Below are 23,171 nucleotides of genomic sequence, written 5' to 3'. Positions count from 1 at the left end.
CAGTCATCACTCGTTACATTTTTCAGCAATCATTGAAAGCCAAATCTTTTTGTAGGTCCCGTTATGGAGGGTAATTTCTCAAGTAAAGTAAGAGATGTAATTCAGTTTAGCCGAGAAGAAGCACTTCGGCTCGGCCACGATTACATAGGAACAGAACATTTAATTTTAGGCATCGTTCGCCTGGGTGACGGTGTTGCAATCCGGATTTTAAAAAATCTTGATTGTGATCTATTTAAACTCAAAAAAACGATTGAAGATACCGTTCGAGGTACCGGCGGAACGGTTACGGTTGGGAATATCCCCCTAACAAAGCAGGCTGAAAAGGTTCTTCGCATCACCTACCTCGAAGCCAAACTTTACAAAAGTGATACCATTGGTACAGAGCATCTTCTACTCTCTCTTTTACGTGATGAAGAGAATATTGCTGCTCAAATTTTACAACAGTTCAATGTCTCTTATGATGCTGTACGAGAAGAACTGGATATGATCATATCAGGAAATACTCGAGATACCGACCGGGAAGATAGCCGAACAACAAGTTCAAACATTCCGCAATCTCCCAAAGGATCTCAGTCATCAGGAAGTTCGAGGGAAAAGAAAATGGAAAAATCTAAAACACCAGTCCTGGACAACTTTGGCCGTGACCTAACACAGCTGGCCGAAGATGGAAAACTCGACCCAATTATTGGTCGTGAAAAAGAGATTGAGCGTGTAGCTCAGGTATTGAGCCGCCGTAAAAAGAACAATCCGGTTCTGATTGGAGAACCCGGTGTTGGTAAAACTGCCATTGCCGAAGGACTCGCCTCGCGGATTGTTGAGAAAAAAGTATCCCGTGTATTGTACGACAAACGCGTTATTGCTCTCGATTTGGCCGCACTGGTAGCAGGTACAAAATATAGAGGACAGTTCGAGGAGCGGATGAAAGCCGTGATGAGCGAACTTGAAAAGACAGATAACGTTATTTTGTTTATTGACGAGCTCCATACAATTGTTGGTGCTGGAGGTGCAAGCGGTTCGCTGGATGCATCGAACATGCTGAAACCGGCCCTTGCTCGTGGAGAGGTTCAGGCAATCGGAGCTACCACACTCAATGAATATCGACAGTTTATTGAGAAAGACGGCGCTCTGGAACGACGTTTCCAGAAGATTATGGTGGAACCGACTTCTGTTGATGAAACACTCGAAATACTCAATCAGATTAAAGGTAAATATGAAAAGCATCACAGCGTACGGTATACTCCGGAAGCAATTGATGCCTGTGTTAAGCTCACAGATCGATATGTAACAGATCACTTCCTGCCTGACAAGGCAATTGACGCACTGGATGAGGTCGGTGCCCGGGTTCATCTCTCAAACATTACGGTTCCCGATCATATCATTGAACTGGAAGAGGAGATTGAAAAGACCAGCAATGAGAAAAACTCAATGGTGAAAAAGCAGCGGTTTGAAGAAGCTGCCCGTTTGAGAGACACAGAAAAACGTCTGATTGAAGAGCTCGAACAGGCCCAGAAAGAGTGGGAAAAAGAGTCTGAACACATTGTTTACGATGTAGATGAAGAGGACGTAGCTTCAGTCGTAGCCATGATGAGTGGTGTTCCGGTTAACAAAATCAGCCAAAAAGAAGGTCAGAAGCTACTAAAAATGCGGGAGAAGCTTGGCAAGAAAGTGATCGGGCAAGATGAAGCGATCAATAAACTTACAAAGGCTATTCAGCGTACCCGTGCCGGGCTGAAAGATCCTTCACGTCCAATCGGTTCTTTTATCTTTCTCGGACCAACCGGTGTTGGTAAAACCGAGATGGCGAAAGTATTGGCTAAATATCTCTTCGATAAAGAAGAAGCTCTCATTCGTATTGATATGAGTGAGTACATGGAGAAATTCAGTGTGTCTCGCCTGGTAGGTGCGCCTCCGGGATATGTAGGATATGAAGAAGGTGGAATTCTTACTGAGAAAGTTAGAAGAAAACCGTACAGTGTTGTACTTCTGGATGAAATTGAAAAAGCTCACCCGGATGTGTTCAACATACTTCTCCAGGTATTGGATGATGGGATTTTGACCGATAGCCTCGGCCGAAAGGTTGACTTCAGAAATACGATCATCATTATGACCTCGAACATCGGGGCGCGTGATATTCGAAATATGGGTAAAGGAATCGGATTTTCTGCCGGTGACGGTGATTTTGACTATGCTCAAATGAAGTCCACAATACAGGATGCACTGAAAAAAGTGTTCAACCCGGAGTTCCTGAACCGTATTGATGACGTACTGACATTCCACCCATTGGAAAAAGAGCACATCTTCAAGATCATCGATATTATTGGTGATGAGCTGTTTAGCCGCATACGCAATCTCGGTTACGAAATTGAGATTACCAAAGGTGCAAAGGATTTCATCTCTGAGAAAGGGTTTGATCAAAAATACGGGGCCAGACCCTTGAAACGAGCCATCCAAAAATATGTCGAAGATCCTCTGGCTGAAGAGCTCCTCACGGGTGAACACCCTGAAGGCTCAGTCATTAAGATTAAGATGAATAAGTCCAGAGACGGTCTTGAATTTGATTGGACCGATGCTGAGAAAAGCACGGACAGCGAATCCGATTCAAAAGACGAAAACAGCGAGACCAAGTCTGAGTCTGAACAAAAAGCGTAGTCTCTACTTTTTACCCAAAAAAGCCTTCAATTTTTGTTGAAGGCTTTTTTTGTTTGCGATAACTGTTGAATCAGAAGGAGGCTGTAATAATCAACGATCGATTCAATCCGTCCAAGCGGTAATGACTGGCCCTCTCGCGACTGATTCGAACCTTCTGCATATCATGTACGGCCAAAGGCATGGATATCTCTTCCCGGTCGATCTGACGCTGCGAGATATTGACAGCGGTCATCATTGGGTCATTAATTTGATTCCCCTGAACCGCACCACCTAAGATCAGAATCGTATCATCTTCGGGGATGTAGGAAGCATATACAACCGGAGACCTTGAGCTTGTACTTCCAAGACGTTCACCGGAAAGTGCATCGATCACCTGGGCCCTGCTGCTTGAAAAAACAGTCACATATTCTGCGTCATCGGTAAGTGAAACTCCGATCTGGTCGTCATCAAAACTAATTTGATTCAACTCATTTCCAAAACGGTCAAAAAGAAACAGGGTGTTGTCTGAAGTGAGTATTGTTATAAAGGATCCGTTTTTACTGACACTCAAATTTTTGATCTCCGATGACTGGCTGTTAAAAAATCGATTTGATTCCTCCTCATTAAAAATCACTCTCGCCTGCGACCCTCTTGTACTGCCATATGATATAACCGGATTGTAGAGTACGATAGTTTGTCCGAAGGCATCAGCAGCCAGCTGCGACTCTCGTTCACCATCACTGCTTTGCGATGAGTTGGATTGAGAAAAAAGAACTTCACCGGCGGGGTCAAAAAATGTGAAATTGGCTACATTATCTCTTGTCACGGTGCGGCCGTCATCAAAAGCATAAACCTTCATCGTCTCATCCTGAGCATTAAAAAATTCCAGGTTTTCTTCAGCTGATTTCCGTCCTGTTGGTGTCAGGTTAGAGAGATAAACAGCACCGTCCCTATTTTCTATAAAAGACACTTTGTTTCCGGAGAATGAGATACTCCACGCTTCGGGGTTAAAGACTTCGGTTTCACCAACTGTGTAGTAGCCGCGATCAATTTCAAGAAGACCATCATCCAGAGGGAATTGTTGTGCTGTATAACCGGAGTGATCGGGTGCTGCCTGTATCGTTAATTGTCTTGCCTGCAGAGTTGTGCCGAGAATCAGGGTTAGGAGTGTAATCAGTAGTAGTTGAGGATACTTCATCAAATCGTGTAATAATGTTGTTATATTGTTGGCTCTAAAGAACGATAATTTCTCTATGAAATGCATACATGTATTATTCAGTAATTGTTCCTGTTTTTAATCGACCTGATGAAATCGATGAGCTTTTAAACAGTCTGACAAAGCAGACCTATAAAAACTTTGAGGTCCTTATTATCGAAGATGGTTCAGACATGCGGTGTGATCATGTTGTTGAACAGTACTCCGATACACTAAATATCCGATACTATTACAAGCAGAACAGTGGGCAGGGATTTTCCCGCAATTTTGGATTTGAAAAAGCCAATGGTGAATTTCTGGTCGTTTTTGATTCCGACTGCTTAATACCGCCACATTATTTTGAAACTGTAAACCGAGCCCTCACATTTCACAGACTGGATGCCTGGGGAGGGCCTGATCGTTCACATCCCTCCTTTACACCGATTCAGAAAGCGATTAGCTATAGCATGACCTCCTTTTTTACAACCGGCGGTATTCGAGGGAAGAAGAACCATGTCGGATCTTTTCATCCCCGAAGTTTTAACATGGGAATTTCAAAAGAGGTGTACGAGAAAACCGGTGGATACAAAATTACCCGAATGGGAGAAGATATCGAGTTTTCAATCAGAATTATTCAAAATGGATTTAAAACCGGTTTAATTGAAGATGCATATGTTTATCACAAACGGCGCACTGATTTCAAACAGTTTTATAAACAGTTGAAATTTTTCGGGCGTGCTCGCATCAACATTGCCAGGTTCTACCCGACAGAGCTCAAGCTTGTACACCTCTTTCCCGTATTTTTTTTGATAGGCTTCCCACTATTCATTCTATTCGCAATATTCACAAGCGGATATCTTTCAAATTTGATTTTCATTTACCCTGCTTATGCTCTTATCTTGTTTATGAATGCATATAGATCTGAAAAAAACCTGAATGTTGCCGGGTTGGGTATGATTGCAGGTTTTGTTCAATTAACAGCATACGGAGTCGGTTTTCTATCTGAACTTTGGAGTGACATCAAAAAAAGTACCTAAAATCTCCGGATATAAATTGCATTCAGAATCTAAATCTTTTATCTTTGAATTCTTTTGAAAAACACATCACTGCTCATTCAACACAAGGGCAAATTCAATTCGTTTTTCATCATATTTGAAGTACTGAATCTATTTAAAGTCAGCCGTTTTGATGCACAAATGTAGTTTCCAATATACGTTGGAAATAGATGCTCAAAACTACTTTTGATTTACTGATTATTACATCGGGAGTAGCCCATTCGCTTTGGGAACTCTCGGTAAAACTACTTTTGATATACTGATTTACATAACGGGGAGTAGCGCAGTCCGGTAGCGCATTCGCTTTGGGAGCGAAGGGTCGCAGGTTCAAATCCTGTCTCCCCGACAGATATTACTGATTGACGTAAGAAATCGCAGAGTCAGCATTCAGAGCTCTGTATTTTGGCGAGACAGGCAGCACCAGGTTGCGAAAGCAGTGCTTTCACGGTTCAAATCCTGTCTCCCCGACTTTTATCTTTTGGGTCATGCTATTTAAAGCATTTTTTACCCGACAGTTGATTTTATTGAATGGTATTCGGGCGCCCGTAGCTCAACTGGATAGAGCAACTGCCTTCTAAGCAGTAGGTTACAGGTTCGATTCCTGTCGGGCGTACAACAGTTTTTTTGACGTATTATATAGACATTCTGAGTTCAATTTTTTGGGCGACATTAATGGCGACATGGCCGAGTGGTTAGGCAGAGGTCTGCAAAACCTCGTACGGCGGTTCGAATCCGCCTGTCGCCTCTTTTTATTGAAGTATTTTACCCTGCCGCGTTCGTCTAGGGGTTTAGGACGCCGCCCTTTCACGGCGGTAACACGGGTTCGAATCCCGTACGCGGTACCAAATCTTAATCCCGGACTCCAATCGGAGTTTGGGATTTTTTTTGTTTTGAAAAGGTCTATTACTTCTACATTCAGTTGGTAGGTAGAGAATAAACCATTTTTTAATCGCTTTACAGATTAGAGTACCGTTCCTGGAAAAAACTTTTTGATCTATATTGCGAAAGCGGAGTTGACTTCATACGGCAACATCTATTCTCGACTTCATAGATTGGAGTACTGTTTCTGGAACAAGTCTTTGATCTATGTTGCGAAAGCAGTGCTTTCGCGGTACCAATTCTTAGACCCGGACTCCAATCGGAGTTTGGTTTTTATTGGTAAGGTAACTTTGGTTTAGCTTGAATTCGGTACGGAGGCAGTTGATTGGTATCTGTTCTATTAAAGTATGAATCCGAATGAAAAACCTATCGTACTGTTGTCACTGTTTAATGCCGTGATGAGGGATGGCATCACAGCAAACTTTATAGTATTCGCAACATTATAGGTGATAGAGCCTTCGAAATTAAAAAAGCTGCTCCCGTCTGCCCGATTACCTTCAAAAGGTGCAAAAGAAACGTTTATCGAAGGAACTGACCCGGTTCAACCAACATCGTCAGCCAAAAGTAAAGCTGTGAGCAGTGCAGCCCGATCCAGCGTTTCATTTAAAAGTATCTTTTCTGATGGACTGTGAGCCCCCTCTCCTACTGCACCCATACCATCTAGAGTTGCCGTAAATTGACTCGTGATACTTCCATCCGATCCTCCTCCACTAAGTCCCTCCTCAATCTTCAGGTCTAACTCCTCTGCACAAGTCTGAGCGAGTTCCCATAAATTTTGATTTCTATCGTTTTTAACCAAAGGAGGCCGTCGCAGGCCACCCTCAACCGTAATAGAAGCACCTGCTAATTCTGTTTCTAAACGTTTAATCGACTTATTTATCTCTTCTCCATCTGAATGATTCAGATACCTTAGATCGACCTCTATTGAGCACTCCCCCGGAACGATATTCACCGCTTTTCCACCTGTGATTAACCCTACGTTTAAAGAAATGCCTTGGTTATAATCATTCAGCTCATCAAGTTTCCGGATAATATGTGCCATTTCCACAATAGCACTCACTCCCTTTTCAGGCTCCACACCTGAGTGCGCTTCTCTACCTTTAACTGTTATATGATAGCGCCCGGAACCCTTTCGCTCCGTTTTAATTTTACCATCTAAACCCATCGACGGTTCAGGAACCAACACCCGTTTCACAGATTTGGCTATCTCCTCAATTTCATTCCAGGAATCTTTACTACCTGTTTCTTCATCGGATGTAATCATAACAACCGGCCTCAGGAAAGGTTTTATATCAAGCTCATTAGCAACTTTGACGGCGAGCTGCATCATTACTATTCCGGCCTTCATATCATAGACTCCGGGCCCGCGAATCACATTCTCATCCATACTCCAAGGCATCTGCTCCATCGTACCAACCGGCCAGACTGTGTCAGCATGCCCAATCATGAGCTGATCATGCTCCGATTCCACCGAGTTGAGTATGCAAACTAATTGTCCCGCACTGAGAACCGACTCTTTCCACTCCACATCAAACCCCAACTCCCTGAAGTCGTCAGCAATTGAATGGAGTAATTTTCTGTTTTGGATGATATCATCCGTTGGTGACTCAACTTCTACATATTTTTTTAAACGGTTCACAAACCACTCTTTATGATTATGAATCTCGTCTTTGATCTTTTTGGAATCAATTGAACTCATGATAGAAACTATATCTCTATGAAAATTATTTTCTCGCTAACGCGTAAATCCCATTTCCTTTCGGGTTTGAGGTCACTAAATCTGCTGCGTTCATCAATAGAGTAAACGGTAAGGTAATCGGGTAGTAAAGCAGAAGCGGCAACACTGCAACCATCCCAAGTTTATTGAACCACAGCATCGGCCATTTTACCGATAATACCCACGCTTTATGCCCCCAAAAACCATAAGTATAGTGAATTTTTTCGGGTGTAAATCCGGCCAGTTGAAGTTTGTGTTTAATATCCTCTTTAGAATATCCCGGCCGGGCGTGTTCATCAACGAAAGACTCTTCGTCCCCTGCATCCTCCTCGGAATAATGAGAAGGTGAATGCATCAAAAAGTATCCGCCGGGTACTAGAACATTTGAGAGATTTTTCATCACCTGAACATCTTGTTCAATATGCTCAAGTACATCAATGCAGATAATTACATGAAATTTCTCTTCGAGCGACAAATCGAGCAGATCTGCTTTTTCAAACCGGATTTTCTTCTGCTTTACCCAGCTTTCAAAATAGTGGGCAGAGTCTAGAAGATAATCCTCTTTCACATCCACAGCGGTAATGTTCACATTCTTGAAGGTTGAAAGGATAAACCGATCATACTGACCAAATCCTGATCCGGCATCCAACAAATTCCAACCCCCTTTCTCATCCAGCTCCCTGCCAGCTTTTTTCAGCAATCTGCGAATATGCCAGCTTCGCAAAAAAAAGAGGTCCAGCAAGAAATAAAAAATTCGTCTCAAAAGCCTTGAATTTCGAACAATACTCGCAAACCGGTCCTTAACGGGATCGTACGCAATTCTGCTCATGATTTGGTCTCTTCAGCTACATTCGGTTTCTGACTTCTTTCATCGCCTCGATTCAACAACTCCCCCAGAAACCCGATAGAAAAGAATTGAACACCAACCATTACAAGTAAAAGGCCAAGGAAAAGCAATGGACGATTTGCCAGCGGTTCACCCAAAAAGATTTTGATGTAAGCCAGATAAAGATTGATCGCAATACCTACAAATAGAAACAGCACGCCAAACAGCCCGAAAAAGTGCATCGGACGGTTGATGTATCTATTAATAAATAGAAGGGTTACCAGGTCCAGAAAACCATTCAAAAATCGGGAAATCCCAAATTTGGTCTTACCATACTTGCGCGGATGGTGTTTAACTACCTGCTCTTCTATATTGCCAAACCCTTCCCATTTTGCAAGAAGCGGTACATAACGGTGCATCTCGCCATACAGATTAATATTATCCACCACTTCCTTTCGATACGCTTTCAGCCCGCAATTAAAATCATGAAGCTTAATTCCGGTAACCCACCGAGTCACTGCGTTAAAAAAGCGGGATGGTATTGTTTTAGAAATGGGATCATGACGTTTTTTCTTCCAGCCGCTTACCAAGTCAGCTCCGTTCTGAAGTTTTTCAATCATTGCAGGAATTTCCAATGGATCGTCCTGGAGGTCGGCATCCATTGTCACAACAAATCGTCCGGTTGATCGCTCAAAACCTGTCTGCAGGGCATCACTCTTCCCGTAGTTTCTTCTGAGTCTTACTCCTTTAACCTCATTTATCTCGGTGGCAAGCTTACTTATTATATCCCAGGACCCGTCTGTTGAACCATCATCCACAAACAGGATTTCATAGCTATAGGCTGAATTCGCCAATGCATGTTGAATCTGATCGGTCAGCTCTTTCAAAGACTGATCCTCATTCAGCAGCGGGACGACAATAGAGACGTCAGGTTGTGCCAGATTTCTGTTTTTTTGCGAATCTATATTTTTTTCCTGCAATGGTTTACAAATTCATTAATTTAACGGTCATTGAATGACCGCTATTTTTTATGATACGCTGAAAATAAAATATTTCCACGCCATGAAGAAATTGTATTACTCCATCGGAGAGGTTAGTGAAATAACCGACATTGAACCTCATGTACTACGATATTGGGAAACAATATTTACCGACCTGACCCCAAGGAAAAACAAGGCGGGGAATCGAACGTATAAAGAGAATGATATTACGCTGATTCTTAAGCTGAAGGAGCTCATCCAAGAGAAAAAGTATAGTACTGCAGGTGCAAAGAAAATTATTGAAGGGGAAGAACCCGAACCCGGTAAGGAGAAAGCTAAACCACTTTCGGCCGAAGTACAGAAAGATTTAAAGGAGGTGAAACTCTTCCTGGAAAAGCTGAAAGAGAAACTTTAAACTGCATCTGCCTTTCCGGAAAATCGTACTACAAGAATATATAATAGCTCCGCACATATCAGCACAGCAACTCCGGTAAGATGGAGCACCTGAGCTGTTCCGGGCATTCCAAATCGCTCCAGCGTTACACCTACCACCACTTGAAGCAAAATCAACAGGGCAATTGCCCAGCCCAACCGGTTCAAAAGTGATCCGGCCTCAAACTTTTTGTTATAAAACAGAATCAATCCTGCAGGAACTACCACCAACCAGGAAAAACTTCTATGAATCGGGTAGAGAGTACCGACAGATTCAATCCATTCACTTCTCGGCAACTCCATCACATTTTTTGCCACATCAATCGATTCTCGAACTTGTGTGCCAATTACCATCTGGATGAGCGTGAGTGCTAAAACTGATAAAGATGCCCACAACAGTGTTTTTCGCTGATTAGCCGAGAGTTGAATTTTAATACGCGAGTTCATCGCACGAAACGAAGCGTATAGAAGAGTGGAGAGTATAATCATCGCCAAAATCATATGCAGGGTTATCATTCCGGCACTTAGCCCACTTCGTACAACCTGCCCCCCTAACCAGCCTTGAAACAGAACCAGAACAAACGCCGCACCTGATGCCATCGTCACAATCGGATCTTTCTTTCGGTACTTAAATGAAATCAAAAATGTCAGCGTGATTAAAAATCCGATCAGAACTCCCACCAATCTATTTATATATTCCAGCCAGGTATGAACCGGGTTAAACTGTGAAGCATCATATTGAGTCGGTAGATCCGCAACGTCCGTTGGCGGAATCCACATACCGAAACATTGTGGCCAGTCGGGACAACCGAGGCCGGCACCGGATGCACGAACCAGTCCTCCAACAAAAATGAGTACAATGGTAGCAATGACTGTTGTAATAGCCGTTTTTTGATAAAGATTCAGTTTCATTCTCAGTTCACAAAAAATGGGTTAGTTGCCTGTGTTATAGCAAATAAATTCAGTTATAGTCTACAAACGTTCCTATAGTATACCTTTTATTTGAAGCGGATATTAAGGTAACATATCATCTTCAAATTCGTTAATTTTGGCCTGCTATAATTCTAATCACAGTGATGAATAACACAAACGTTCAAGCCGGTTTACTGCAGTCTCTCCAGGGTACGATCAGCGATTACTATGAGTTGACCAAGCCGGGAATTACTTTTACCGTACTGGCCAGTATGCTTATCGGTTTTCTGATGGGATCGTCCGGAAGTATGGACTATGTTCTAATGGTTCACGCTTTGATTGGAACCTACTTTGTAGCTGCCGGCACCGCAGCACATAATATGTTCCTTGAACATCGATACGACGGACTGATGAAGCGAACCAGCAAACGACCGCTGCCCGATTCGCGAATTCCTCCCAAGCACGGTGTGATATTCTCCCTGTCTCTTATATTTGCCGGTCTCCTCTACCTGAGCTTTGTAGTCAATCCTGTTGCCGGAGCTGTATCTTTGGCCACGGCCGTTATTTACCTTTTCATGTACACTCCGCTGAAGCGGATTTCTGCCCTCAATGTATTTGTGGGAGCAGTACCCGGTGCCCTGCCGGTTGTGGGAGGATGGGCTGCATCTACCGGCACAATTTTTGAGCACGGCATGTGGATTCTGTTCGGAATTATCTACTGCTGGCAAATACCTCACGTGATTGCCATTGCATGGGTTTGTGAAAAAGATTATGATCACGCCGGATTTAAAATGCTGCCTAAAAATGACCCCAAAGGATACAAAGCCGTACTTTGGGTACTGCTTCCGTTAATCATTTTGATCCCAACCGTATTTAAACTTTATGTCATGGAGTTGATGGGATGGCTATTTTTAACCGGAGCCATGATCACTACAGTTGGTTTCCTTTGGTATGGGCTCAAATTCGCTGTTAAAAGGGATATCCCCACTGCAAAGTCACTGATGTTTGCCTCATTCATCTACCTGCCTCTCGTATGGATTTTCGTTTTCCTGGACTGGATGATTGTTTAATTCACTGATCATACAAAAAAAGGCTCGACATCTCTGCCGAACCTTTCGTCAATTTTAAAGCTAAGAACTTTTAAAATTTTGCAGTTCTTGTTTACCGAATAGCCGGATATTTTCCCGGATTCGCCTCATGCATGATTTCATAAACTGTCTCAAAGATATCTTCAGCATTCGGTTTTGAAAAGTAATCCCCATCAGTAGCGTAGGCCGGACGGTGAGGTTGTGCAGTCAGGCACTTCACTTCTGAGTCGAGGTAGCGATAGCCCCCCTGTTCGTCTATCACCTGCTGCATCATATAACCGGTTGCTCCTCCAGGAACGTCCTCATCCACAAAAAGAATTCGATTGGTCTTTTTCAGGGATTCCAAAATCATTCCGTTTCGATCGAATGGAAGGAGAGTTCTGGCATCAATTAGTTCAACTGAAATACCGGCTTCCTCAAACTGCGGAAGCACCGACTCTGCGAGGTTAAAAGTAGATCCGTAAGACACTACCGTAATATCCTCCCCTTCCTGTACCACCTCAGGGATTCCAAGTGGAAGTGTAAATTCCCCAAGATTATCAGGCAATTTCTCTTTCAGCCTATAGGCATTGAGCGGCTCTACAATGAGCGCCGGGTCGTCACCCTGGAAAAGCGTGTTATAAAATCCTGCAGCATGCGTCAGATTTCGGGGCACGCATACATGAACCCCGCGCACTCCGTTGATAATCATTCCCATCGGCGAGCCGGAGTGCCAGATCCCTTCCAATCGATGTCCGCGTGTACGCACAATCAGCGGATAGGCCTGGCCGCCGCTCGTTCTGTATCGAACAGTGGCAACATCATCACTCAAACCCTGAAAGCAGTAGAGCAGGTAATCCAGATATTGAATTTCAGCAATCGGTCGCAAACCTCGCAGCGACATGCCGATTCCTTGCCCCAAAATGGTTGCTTCCCGAATACCGGTGTCACTCACACGCAACTCTCCGTACTTCTCCTGCATGCCTTCCAGGCCGAGGTTTACATCCCCGAGCTGACCAACATCCTCACCAAAAACGAGTGCATTCGGATATTTCTCAAAAATCTTGTCGAAATTGTTGCGCAGAACAACACGGCCGTCTACATTCTTTGCATCATCAGAGTAGGACGGCTCTACCTCATCAACAGTAAGCGGAGAGTTAGGGGTTTCGCTTAGCAGATTTGAATTGAAACGTTGCTGATTTTCCTCCTGCTGGTGATCGAGCCATTTGATCAGATCGCTTTTTGCTCCGGACTCTTTGCCTCTAAGAGCAAATAGTACCTGTCGCCCGACTGAAATCACATCCTTTCGGATCACATTATTTTTCCTGCTTAACCCTTTTTTGATCTCCTCCAGTTTCGTCACATCACTGTGATTGGAGATCAAACGGTCGATGAGCGCCAACATTTCATCTCTCTGCTGTTTGATCGGATCCTGATACTCTTTCCAAGCTTTCTTCTGAGCCTCGCGAACTTCTTTTTTCGCTTCCTCCTCAATTTTATCCAGCTCATCAGACTTTGCCAGTTTCTCCTTCTCAATCCACTTTCTGAATTGATTGATACAGCAGTACTCCTCCTCCCAATTCAGCCGGTCTTCGTCTTTGTAACGCTCGTGTGAACCGGACGTTGAGTGCCCTTGCGGCTGTGTCACCTCCTCTACATGAACCAGAACGGGGACATGCTCTTCTCGAGCAATTTTTGATGCTTCAGCGTACGCATCAAGAAGTGCCTGATAGTCCCACGCCTTCACGTTAATGATTTCAAAGCCCGGCTGTTTCTTCGTACGCTTGAAACCGCGTAAAACTGAAGAGATGCTCTCCTTTGTAGTCTGATACTTTTTGGAGACAGAAATACCATAGCCATCATCCCAAACCGAAATGACCATTGGCACCTGAAGTACTCCGGCCGCGTTGATCGTTTCCCAGAAAATTCCCTCCGATGTACTGGCATCCCCGATGGTGCCCCAGGCAATCTCATTCCCGTTATCTGAAAACTGCTTCCAGTCGTTCAGTAGATCATTCTCTCGATACACTTTGGATGCCTGTGCCAATCCCAATAGCCGCGCCATTTGTCCCGCGGTTGGCGACATATCTGCAGATGTATTTTTTTGGGCAGTTTGATCGATCCAGTTTCCCTCATCATCTATCAGGCGTGTGGCAAAGTGAGCGTTCATCTGTCGTCCTCCCGAATTCGGATCTTTCTCTGTATCCGGATTGGCATAGAGCTGTGCAAAAAACTGTTCAACCGTCAGTTCACCAATTGCCATCATAATGGTTTGATCGCGATAGTATCCCGATCGAAAATCCCCATTTTTAAAATGTTTGGAAAGTGCAAGCTGCGGAAGCTCTTTTCCGTCACCAAAAATTCCAAATTTTGCTTTGCCCGTCAGCACCTCTTTTCGGCCCAGAAGCGACATTTCACGACTCATGCAAACAAGTTTGTAGTCATTTAGAATATTATCGGTCTTTTTATTCTTCTTTTCTTTCGTTGCTTGCTTGCTCATAAGTCTCAAAAGTTTACTTAACGTTTCTTGCGCAAAATTCGGGCGGCGGAATAATACGGCCCTGTGTTTAATTTTCAAAAAAGAGTGAAACTGAATCTATCTACATCAGAATCAGCTACTTTTTGAACAAAAATGAATCGGTGATCGATCAAAATTCGACCGATTTACTTTCCTTGATGGTTTATTGTATCAGGCTCTTTATCTCCCCTTCCAAACGTATGAGAGGGAGTTACAAATTAACTTAAAACTGACCGGCAAAATCACTTTACCGGCCAATTATCAAGTTATCATTAACACTTTTTAAGTCATGTTAATAGGGTCGAGTGCTTTTTCAAGCTCTTCAACCGAAAGGTCTGTCATCTCTTTAGCAACATCCATTACAGATCGGTTTTCAGCAAAAGCTTTCTTCGCTATTTTCGCTGCCTTATCGTACCCAATCAGAGGATTTAATGCCGTAACCAGAATTGGATTCTTACCTACCATCTGACTGATTACTTCTCGTCTTGCTTCAAGTCCGCTCACGGATCTGTCTGCAAAATTACGGGCAGCGTTTGCCAAAATTTCGATCGACTGAAGCAAGTTATGAGCAACCACAGGCAGCATCACGTTCAGTTCAAAATTCCCGGATTGCCCCGCCACTGTGATTGTTGCATCATTTCCGATTACCTGGGCGCAAACCATCGTTAGCGACTCCTCAATCACCGGATTTACTTTACCCGGCATGATGGACGATCCCGGCTGAAGGGCTTTAAGCTGAACCTCACCCAATCCTCCGTTAGGTCCGGAGTTCATCCACCTGAAATCGTTTCCGATTTTCATTAATCCAACTGCAATTGTTTTCAATTGACCGCTAAGCTCAACAGGGGCATCCACAGTGGCCTGCGCTTCAAAATGGTTCTCTGCTTCCCGAAATTTTTCTCCTGTAGCATTCGCGACCTCAGCGGCAAACTTAGCACCAAACTCTTCATGAGTGTTGATCCCCGTTCCCACGGCTGTTCCACCCTGCGGAAGCTCAAGCATTCGCTCAAGAGCTGATTCAACACGCTTGATTCCAAGTTCAATCTGGCGAGCATAACCACTAAATTCCTGTTGAATGGTTACAGGCATAGCATCCATCAGATGAGTTCTTCCGGTTTTCACCACATCTTTCAGCTCCTCCCCTTTCTCCAGAATGGTTTGATGAAGATGCTTTAGCGCAGGCAATAAATTATGACGAACGGCAAGTACAGCAGAAATCCGGATGGTGGTAGGAATCACATCATTTGAACTCTGTCCGTAGTTCACATGGTCGTTTGGGTGGATGGTTACATCCGTATCCTCTTTCAGTTCATTTGCTCGTTTAGAAATGATCTCATTCGAGTTCATATTTGTGGAGGTACCTGAACCGGTCTGAAAAATATCGAGCACAAAATCAGAATCAAATTTACCTTCGATCACCTCTTGTGCTGCAGCCTGAATAGCAGTTGCAACTTTCTCATCCAGTAAACCGAGATCGGCATTCACCTTTGCGGCAGAATGCTTCACCCGGCCAAGTGCCGAAATAAAATCTCTGTTAAACCGGATTTTACTGATTGGAAAGTTATCAAAAGCACGCTGTGTTTGTGCTCCATAATATGCGTTTTTGGGTACTTTCACTTCGCCCATAGAGTCTCTTTCAATGCGGAATTCACTCATAATTTTAAATCTTTAATTAGTTAGAATAATCTGCTCTTAAGGTAGGGTATTTTGCTCAAAATTTGAAGGGAAGCGCTTCCACTTTGAGTGGTGATTTGGCAGCGATTACGATCCGCAACAATTAAATATTGGAGAAGAGGATGTACTATAAATCTTTGCGATACATTCGATATCGCTTATCGAGTGTGCCGCCAATTTTTTCGGCTACGCGTACCATCTGCACGTTAGTTTCCAGGATCCATCCCACTTCAGAAGAGTAGACATCTTTTTCGAGACCATTTTCAATCGCTTCCCGATGGAGTAATACATCAATTCCACGCCCTTGATATTCCGGAATCACTCCCATCAATGCGGTACGTATTTTATTGATCTTTTTTTTGTTCAATAAAATCTTCAACCAGCCAAACGGCAACAGCTTACCGTTCATATCTTTCAGAATCTGGTTGTAGTTGGGCAGAGCTACTGAAAAACCCACCGGCTTTCCGTCAATTTCTGCAATGTGAGCAAAATCCGGATCAACAATGGTTTTTAAATCTTTGGCAAGTGCATCAAATTCATCTTCAGAAAGTGGAATAAAACCCCAATTATTTTTCCAGGCTGAATTGAAAATTTCCCGGATGATTTTAACCTCCTCCTTGATTTTTTTCAGCCTGATCTTCCGAATTGAAATTCCCGGCAGACGTTTTTTTACAATCTCCATGGCTCGGTTGGCCCGGTCGCGATCAACACTGTCCTGCGTAACCAGGTATGCCAGCAAGTCCATCGCTTTTTCATAGCCTGCACCGCTCAGCAACTTATCATAGTAGGGTTTATGATACGGCATCAGGATGGTCGGATATTTATCAAATCCTTCAACCAAAATTCCCAATTCGTCCATCATGCTTGGGTTAGAAGGCCCCAGAACATCTTTCATCCCTTTTTCCCGTAACCAATCTTCAGCTACACGAAAAAGAAGGTCTGCCGTAGATTGGCGATCAATACACTCGAAAAAACCAAAAAACCCGGTTTTTGTCTGATGAAAATCGTTATACCGGTGATCGATGATGGCAGCAATCCTGCCTGCCGGTTTCCCATTGTGCTCTGCGTTAAACAGGGCAATTTCAGCATTGTTGTAGAACGGGTTTTTTGAAGTGTTAAGCAGTTTTTTCTGCTCAATCAAGAGTGGCGGCACCCAATATTTTTCATCCTCGTAATGGGAATAGGGAAAGTTGATAAACTCCTTCTTTTCTGAATCGGAAGTGATGTAGGTAACCGTGTTGCTCTTAGGAGTACTTTCCACTATTCGATCAATTATTCTACGTCAGCGTCGATAAGTGAGCGGCCGTTTTTATCAATTATTCCGTGTTTTATGCCAACCGTTCTGAATGCACTCAAAATTTTATCGAGATGTTCATCCGTATGGGTTGCCATGTAGCTTGTACGAACAAGGGCCTGACCGCGCGGAACAGCCGGCGGCACCACAGCATTCACATAAACACCCTCTTCGAACAGATCTTTCCAGAAACGGAAACAGTCGTACATCTCCCCGATCACAACCGGAATAATGGGCGTCTGGCTGGACCAAACGTTGAACCCAAGATTACGAAGCTCTCTTCGCATATAGTTTGAAATCTCTTCCAATCGCTCAAGTCTCCACGTCTCTTCCTGTAAAATTTCGAGCGATTTTAGAACCGTAGCCACGTTGGCCGGCGGCATGCTCGCACTAAAAATATGCGCGGGTGACTGATGGCGTATAAACTCTATCACGGCACGGTCTCCAACGATAAACCCACCGAGTGATGCAAATGATTTAGAAAACGTTCCGCTAATTAGATCAACATCATCAGACAACCCAAAAACTGAGGCGGTTCCGCGTCCCCCATCCCCCACAACTCCTACAGCGTGGGCGTCATCAAGGTAGAGTGCAGCACCAAACTCTTTGGCCAGTGCGACCAATTCGGGCACTTTAGCCAGTGTGCCGGACATGGAGAAAACTCCGTCACTGATAATAATTTTACCCGCATCGGGATCTGCCTTCTCAAGCATGGTTCGTAAATGCTCCATGTCGTTGTGGCGATACCGCACGGTCTTAGCGTTTGATACCTGTGTACCTACTACAATACATGCGTGGTTATCGCGGTCAGAAAAAATGATATCATTCCGGCCGGCGATGGTCTGAATGGAACCTTCATTGGTTTGATAGCCGGTACTAAAAAGTACACAGGCTTCCTTGTTCATAAACTTTGCGAGCTTCTCTTCAAGTTCAAGATGCAGATCGAGCGTTCCGTTTAAATATCGGGAACCGGTACAGCCTGTACCGTACGTTCCAATTACATCTTGTGCTGCTTTGATTACTCTCGGATCGTTGGTCAGTCCCAAATAGTTGTTGGAACCCGCCATGATTACTTCGCGTCCTTCAATCTGAACAGTTGTACCATCGGTTGCCTGCAAGGGTTTAAAGTACGGATAGAGCCCCTGCTCCTTGATTTCATCGGCTTTGGTAAAGTCGTATGCTTTCTTAAATATTTTCCTTTGAACTGAATCGGCTTTCGAATCGGCCATGCTAACAAATTACATTTTCATTAATCGGGTAAATATACCGAGTATTACGCTTCTATCAAATTATAGTAACCCGAGTGTTACCTTTTTAGTGTACACTCTTAAGGAAGCTGATATACCTGTTTACAACGGTATCCCAGTTAAAATTTTCTCTTACATATTTCTCTGCAGAAATTGATAACTCCTGAAGGTTATTTTTCAAAACATCATTCACTTTTTTTGAAAAAGATTCTGCATCACTGTGAGGAACTCTGTAGCCGTTTACACCCGGTTCTATCACATCCTTCATGCCCTCGAGATCTGCGGTGATGGCCGGAACACCTGCTCGATTGGCCTCCAGCAATACAATCCCAAATCCTTCCATATCTCCTTCAACAGGTATGTTGGGCATTATAAACAAGTCCGATCCTGCGTAGGCAGCATTCAAAATTGATTCCGGCTGTTTCCCCGCAATAATTATTCGTTCTTTTTCTGATGATCGTTCTCTGGCTTTTTGAATATTTTGATTTTCAGGTCCATCACCAATTATCAAATAGATTGTATTCTTATCAATCTTGTGGAATACCTCATCTATAAACCATTGGTGGCCTTTCCGTTTCACCTGTCGTCCAACAGTGAGCAATAATTTTTTATCAGAGAGGTCAACATTAAATTCTTCCTCAAGAATTTTCCTGGCCTCTTCTTTCTCAGGAAGCTTTTTCAACACGCTCATATCAAAACCATTTGGCAGCGCAACACCGATCTCAGGATCCATTCCTCGATCAATGCAAGCCTGACGGGTAGCAGATGATACTGAAATAACACCCTGAAGTTTCCGAAATACATATTTTATGTACCATTGATAAATAAAAAACGGAAGGGTAACATCCTGCCCGTGATTAATGGTTACACATGGAGCCTTTGGCTGCCTTATCATAAATGGCAGAACTCCGGCTGTAACCATCGAGGAGAAGAGAATTACATCCGGGTTAAATTTTTTAGCTGTGGCGGGAATTCGCCACAATAAGCTTACTAAAAAAAAGAATGTTTTTATGCCAATCAATTTCCAGGAGGTGTTCAGAATAATCGTCTCCATCTCAACATCATCCCTCCGCTTCATTGCATGGACCATCTGAACACTGACATTTTGCATACCGCCAACATTCTCCAGCGGCTCATCTTTGGGCGGGTGTAAATGTGATATATAAAGTATTCGCACGCTAACTGCTTATAATCCTAACACTTGCTCATAATAGCTGAGCAGATTTCCATTTATGTTTTGCCAACTGTACTTCTTTGCTTTTTGAAGGGAAGCATCAGCCATCTTTTTTCTCAAATCGGGATTGAGAACCAACTTTTCAATATAAGAGTAAAAAAGATCAGTTTTATCGACCGGCGCAAGATATCCATTCTCTTCGTGATCTACCAACGATTTACTTCCCACGGCATCAGCTACCACACAAGGCAAGCCGCTGGCCATCGCTTCAAGGGTTACATTTCCAAACGTCTCCGTATCTGATGGAAAGAAAAAGACATCACTGCTGGCATACGCCTTCGACAAATCTTCACCCGTTAAAAATCCTGTGTAAACTGCATCGGGCAGCATCTGTTTCAGTCCCTCACCGGCCGGCCCCTCGCCCACAACCAGTGCCTTTACGTGATCATGTTTTTGTTGAATCATCTTGACAACATCCGCATACAGTTCCAGATTTTTCTCCCAAACGAGCCGCGAAATAAATGTAATGACAACTTCACCCGGGTTAATGCCGTGCGATTCCCTCCAGGCTTCATCTCTTTTGGAGGGGCCAAAACGATCGGTTTCAATTCCACGTGCCCAGATCTTTAAGTCTGTCTGAACACCCTGCTCCTGCAGCCACTCTGCCATAGATTGTGTGGGCACATAGAGCTGCTCACAATGGCTGTAAAACCAATTCAGATACTTCCAGAGCAGCGGCTCAAGCACTGAGAGCTTATAGTACTTCAAATAACTGGGAAAATGTGTGTGATAAGATGAAACAACCGGAATCTTGTGATCCATTGCCCAGCGCAATGCTTTATAGCCGAGTACATCGGGTGTGGCTATGTGAACCAGGTCCGGTTTAAAATCTCTTAGATGACGTTTTGCTTCTGACGAGAGTGATGTTGACATCCTGTACTCCGGGCGCCCGGGAAGACTGAGCGAAGGCACGGCAATAAACGTACCTTCATGGTCCAGTGCCGGTTCATCAATCGTAGGTCCAAAAACCCTTACATCCACATCATGATCCAGTAAAAACCGGACTAGTCTGTTCAGCGTAAGCGATACACCATCTCGTATATGATTATAATTTCCGGTAAATAGAACGACCTTGAACCTGCTCATAAAGTTTTAATGCAGTGGGCAACTTTGTATCTTCATCTCAGCCCAGTTTGAGTTATCTCATGTAAAGCACAGAATATAAGAATTATATGAACGCATTTGTTACCGGAGGAACCGGTTTTATTGGCAGCCATCTTGTAGACTCCCTGCTCGATCATCCCGATTACCGAAAAGTAAAGTGTCTGGTACGAAGCCGGGAAAAGTGGCTCGAAAATAAAAGCTATGAAAAGATAAAAGGCGATTTACACTCCATCAAAAAGATTGATCTTGCTCTGGATGATGTAGACGTTATTTTTCATATAGCTGCAATTGTTAAAGCTCCTACACAAGCAGAGTTTGACTATGCGAATGTAGAAGCAACTGAAAATCTGCTTCGCCTTGCCATCAAGAAGGGAATTAAAAAAATGGTCATCCTCTCCTCTCTCGCTGCGGCAGGCCCCAGTAATGGTTCACCTAAAACAGAAGATGACCCGATGGAACCGGTGAGCATGTATGGGGAGTCCAAAAAGAAAATGGAAGAGATGATTCGCGAAGTGGCACCGGCAGATATGTCGATTACTATTTTGCGGCCTCCTGCCGTATACGGGCCGAGGGAAGATCAAATTTTTACGCTCTTTAAAATGATGAAATACGGAGTTGCCCCCATCGTTGGCGATGGATATCATCCCGAACTCTCCATCGTGTATGTAAAGGATGTGATCCAGGCTATTCTGAAAGCAGCGAAGCAAAAAGAGCCGGGCGTTCACTCCTACTTTATTGATGGAGACCGAATAGCAAACTGGAACATCATTCGAAATATCGTGACAACAGTTCTTGGAAAGAAAAATATTCCGATTAAATTAAATCCCAATTGGGTAAAGAAGATTTCCGGTGCTATTGAAACATCTGCATCATTTTTCGGGTTGTATCCCGTTATAAACCGGGAAAAAGCGAAGGAAATGATTCTTGAGTGGACTTGCTCTGACCATAAAGCAAGAAAGGAGCTTCATTACAAACCGGAATACACTCTCGAAGAAGGGATTTCCAGAACATTGAGATGGTATAAACAAAATGGATGGCTATAGCAGAATGACTTCAAAAATTTTACCGCTACTGTTTTCACTGCTCTTTATCGCCGATTCGGCAAACACAATTCTTGCCCAATATGCCCACGATTTCAGACATCGACTGGACATTCCGGAAATTATCAATGTAAACAGTTCCGAAACTCATCTCTATGTACTTTCAGAAAGTGAGGGACTGGTAGTTTTTCGCGCCTACAACAACTCTTTGCAGTGGCTCTATTCCTCGACAGGTATGCAGCAGCGCGGACACAAAATTGACAGTGACATCCGCTTTGCCTATATCTTCGGCGATAATCGTCGACTGACGGTTGTAGAACCGACATCTGTTCTGGGAGTTTATTCATCTACCGTTCTGCCGGCACAACCATTGGCGGTTAAAAGAATTGCAAATGATCTCTATCTGGCACTCGGCAACGATGGCCTTGGCAGACTCAGCCTAAATACTCCGGAATCCGTAGACTCTGAAGTAGATTACCCTTTTGAACACCTTTTTGAAGGAACCCGGGTCCAAAGCCTGGCCACAGATAAAAATCAGACACTTTACGTGCTGAGCAACAACGACCGAATTGATATTTTTTCTCTCTCTTCTGAAGATTCAGACGAACCTGTTCTGCAACACGAAGAGCAAGTAAACACCGATCAGCGGTTTGATAAAATCTTCCTGACTGACAGTGAGCTTATCGGTTCAGATCGGGGTGGTAATATCTATCTGGTAAATTCCGATGGAAGAACCCGACGTACAGCCACCGTAAATGGTGAAATTGACAAACTAAGAATCTGGAACAATCAGCTGGTAGTGCGAACTCAGGAAGGAAATCTATGGATTGGAGAGTTGGGGGATGAATTAACAGAATGGAAGTCGGAAAGCCGTGCGGGGAACTATTTTACAGTAACGGAAGATCAATTGTGGGTAGCTGAATTTAATCAACTGTCTCCGGTAGTAATCTCAACTGCCGATGATTCCGAAACCCGGACAACCGCACGCAGACTGTCTCTTCAGGCTATTGATGATATAATTTTGCCATTTCCGCGACCGTTAATCCTTCCTATCAAGCTTGATGGAGGTAATGGACTCGGTGATGTTTCGTTTAGTTATTCGGCATCATTCAACAATGCTCGTATTCGCGGAAACACCTTCTACTGGCAACCGTCAGCCACACAAACCGGCAGACACCGGGTAACCATTACAGCTACAAATTCGGCAGGACAGAGCGACAGCCAGGAGTTTATGATTGATCTCCGACCCTTTAATGCTCCTCCACGATTCTCTTCAGCACGGCCGATCTCCATACCAATTGGTGAGCCATTTGAATATAAGGTAGACGCCATCGATCCCGATGGAATGAACCAGGATTTGATACGATAT

The 23,171-nt window shown here is 43.8% G+C and carries 17 protein-coding genes and 4 tRNA genes; 10 read left to right on the top strand and 11 right to left on the bottom strand.

All coding sequences use genetic code 11. The features are described 5' to 3' along the window. The first annotated feature begins 63 nt into the window (after positions 1–63). Positions 64–2,649: an ATP-dependent Clp protease ATP-binding subunit gene (locus BG260_RS01905; protein WP_069130251.1), complete on the top strand. Its 2,586-nt coding sequence runs from the start codon at positions 64–66 to the stop codon at positions 2,647–2,649. A gap of 70 nt (positions 2,650–2,719) precedes the next feature. Here BG260_RS01905 and BG260_RS01900 read toward each other — a convergent pair whose 3' ends face one another. Next, positions 2,720–3,826, bottom strand: coding sequence for a hypothetical protein (locus BG260_RS01900; RefSeq protein ID WP_141691497.1), 1,107 nt, complete (start codon positions 3,824–3,826; stop codon positions 2,720–2,722). 68 nt (positions 3,827–3,894) lie between these two features. Here BG260_RS01900 and BG260_RS01895 point away from each other — a divergent pair, with 68 nt between their 5' ends. The 5 genes from BG260_RS01895 (at position 3,895) to BG260_RS01875 (ending at position 5,723) form a co-directional block, all read left to right on the top strand. Further along, positions 3,895–4,860, top strand: coding sequence for a glycosyltransferase (locus BG260_RS01895; RefSeq protein WP_069130249.1), 966 nt, complete (start codon positions 3,895–3,897; stop codon positions 4,858–4,860). Between the two features lie 290 nt (positions 4,861–5,150). Next, a tRNA-Pro gene (locus BG260_RS01890) sits at positions 5,151–5,224 on the top strand. Between the two features lie 193 nt (positions 5,225–5,417). Beyond that, positions 5,418–5,491, top strand: a tRNA-Arg gene (locus tag BG260_RS01885). Between the two features lie 61 nt (positions 5,492–5,552). Then, a tRNA-Cys gene (locus BG260_RS01880) sits at positions 5,553–5,623 on the top strand. A gap of 24 nt (positions 5,624–5,647) precedes the next feature. Further along, a tRNA-Glu gene (locus BG260_RS01875) sits at positions 5,648–5,723 on the top strand. 575 nt (positions 5,724–6,298) lie between these two features. Here the strand turns inward: BG260_RS01875 and BG260_RS01870 are convergent. From BG260_RS01870 to BG260_RS01860, 3 genes are read right to left on the bottom strand one after another with little or no spacing between them, the layout of a single operon-like run. After that, the gene (locus tag BG260_RS01870; RefSeq protein WP_069130248.1) at positions 6,299–7,456 is read right to left on the bottom strand and encodes a M20/M25/M40 family metallo-hydrolase; all 1,158 of its coding nucleotides are present in this window, start codon (positions 7,454–7,456) and stop codon (positions 6,299–6,301) included. 25 nt (positions 7,457–7,481) lie between these two features. Beyond that, positions 7,482–8,303 (bottom strand): class I SAM-dependent methyltransferase, encoded by an 822-nt coding sequence (locus BG260_RS01865; RefSeq protein ID WP_083750038.1) that lies wholly within the window; start codon positions 8,301–8,303, stop codon positions 7,482–7,484. Beyond that, positions 8,300–9,280, bottom strand: a complete 981-nt coding sequence (locus BG260_RS01860; RefSeq protein WP_245683876.1) for a glycosyltransferase family 2 protein — start codon at positions 9,278–9,280, stop codon at positions 8,300–8,302. The genes BG260_RS01865 and BG260_RS01860 overlap by 4 nt, the downstream gene beginning before the upstream one ends. Positions 9,281–9,314: 34 nt before the next feature. Here BG260_RS01860 and BG260_RS01855 point away from each other — a divergent pair, with 34 nt between their 5' ends. Further along, on the top strand, positions 9,315–9,695 hold the full coding sequence (locus BG260_RS01855; protein WP_245683875.1) for a MerR family transcriptional regulator: 381 nt from the start codon (positions 9,315–9,317) through the stop codon (positions 9,693–9,695). On the opposite strand, the gene BG260_RS01850 is transcribed toward BG260_RS01855, so the two are convergent. Then, positions 9,692–10,624 (bottom strand): COX15/CtaA family protein, encoded by a 933-nt coding sequence (locus BG260_RS01850; RefSeq protein ID WP_069130247.1) that lies wholly within the window; start codon positions 10,622–10,624, stop codon positions 9,692–9,694. The genes BG260_RS01855 and BG260_RS01850 overlap by 4 nt on opposite strands. A 164-nt stretch (positions 10,625–10,788) precedes the next feature. On the opposite strand from BG260_RS01850, the gene cyoE reads away from it, so the two are divergent. Beyond that, positions 10,789–11,694 carry a heme o synthase gene (gene cyoE, locus BG260_RS01845; protein WP_069130246.1) on the top strand — a complete coding sequence of 302 codons (906 nt, stop codon included), beginning with the start codon at positions 10,789–10,791 and terminating at the stop codon, positions 11,692–11,694. A 91-nt stretch (positions 11,695–11,785) separates the two neighbouring features. Here the strand turns inward: cyoE and BG260_RS01840 are convergent, their stop codons facing one another. The 6 genes from BG260_RS01840 to BG260_RS01815 all read right to left on the bottom strand — a co-directional run bounded on the left by BG260_RS01840 (position 11,786) and on the right by BG260_RS01815 (position 20,744). Next, positions 11,786–14,191, bottom strand: coding sequence for an alpha-ketoacid dehydrogenase subunit alpha/beta (locus tag BG260_RS01840; RefSeq protein ID WP_069130245.1), 2,406 nt, complete (start codon positions 14,189–14,191; stop codon positions 11,786–11,788). A gap of 300 nt (positions 14,192–14,491) precedes the next feature. Further along, positions 14,492–15,865, bottom strand: coding sequence for a class II fumarate hydratase (locus BG260_RS01835; protein WP_069130244.1), 1,374 nt, complete (start codon positions 15,863–15,865; stop codon positions 14,492–14,494). A gap of 145 nt (positions 15,866–16,010) precedes the next feature. Beyond that, the gene (locus tag BG260_RS01830) at positions 16,011–17,144 is read right to left on the bottom strand and encodes a GNAT family N-acetyltransferase (protein WP_083750037.1); all 1,134 of its coding nucleotides are present in this window, start codon (positions 17,142–17,144) and stop codon (positions 16,011–16,013) included. Positions 17,145–17,155: 11 nt separating this feature from the next. Next, a complete protein-coding gene (locus BG260_RS01825) occupies positions 17,156–18,406 on the bottom strand; it encodes an aminotransferase class I/II-fold pyridoxal phosphate-dependent enzyme (RefSeq protein ID WP_083750036.1) in 1,251 nt (416 codons plus the stop codon). Between the two features lie 85 nt (positions 18,407–18,491). Beyond that, positions 18,492–19,601: a glycosyltransferase family 4 protein gene (locus BG260_RS01820; RefSeq protein ID WP_245683874.1), complete on the bottom strand. Its 1,110-nt coding sequence runs from the start codon at positions 19,599–19,601 to the stop codon at positions 18,492–18,494. Positions 19,602–19,610: 9 nt separating this feature from the next. Then, positions 19,611–20,744 (bottom strand): glycosyltransferase family 4 protein, encoded by a 1,134-nt coding sequence (locus BG260_RS01815; protein WP_069130243.1) that lies wholly within the window; start codon positions 20,742–20,744, stop codon positions 19,611–19,613. An 86-nt stretch (positions 20,745–20,830) separates the two neighbouring features. Here BG260_RS01815 and BG260_RS01810 point away from each other — a divergent pair, with 86 nt between their 5' ends. Further along, entirely contained in the window at positions 20,831–21,805 is a 975-nt protein-coding gene (locus BG260_RS01810; RefSeq protein WP_069130242.1) for an NAD-dependent epimerase/dehydratase family protein, read from the top strand. 4 nt (positions 21,806–21,809) lie between these two features. Next, on the top strand, positions 21,810–23,171 hold a 1,362-nt coding region (locus tag BG260_RS01805), incomplete at its 3' end, for an Ig domain-containing protein (protein ID WP_141691496.1).

This window comes from Rhodohalobacter halophilus, from assembly GCF_001715195.1.
Classification (GTDB): domain Bacteria; phylum Bacteroidota; class Rhodothermia; order Balneolales; family Balneolaceae; genus Rhodohalobacter; species Rhodohalobacter halophilus.
Note: the sequence above shows the minus strand (reverse complement) of the source record. Positions and strands in the feature narration are given on the sequence as shown.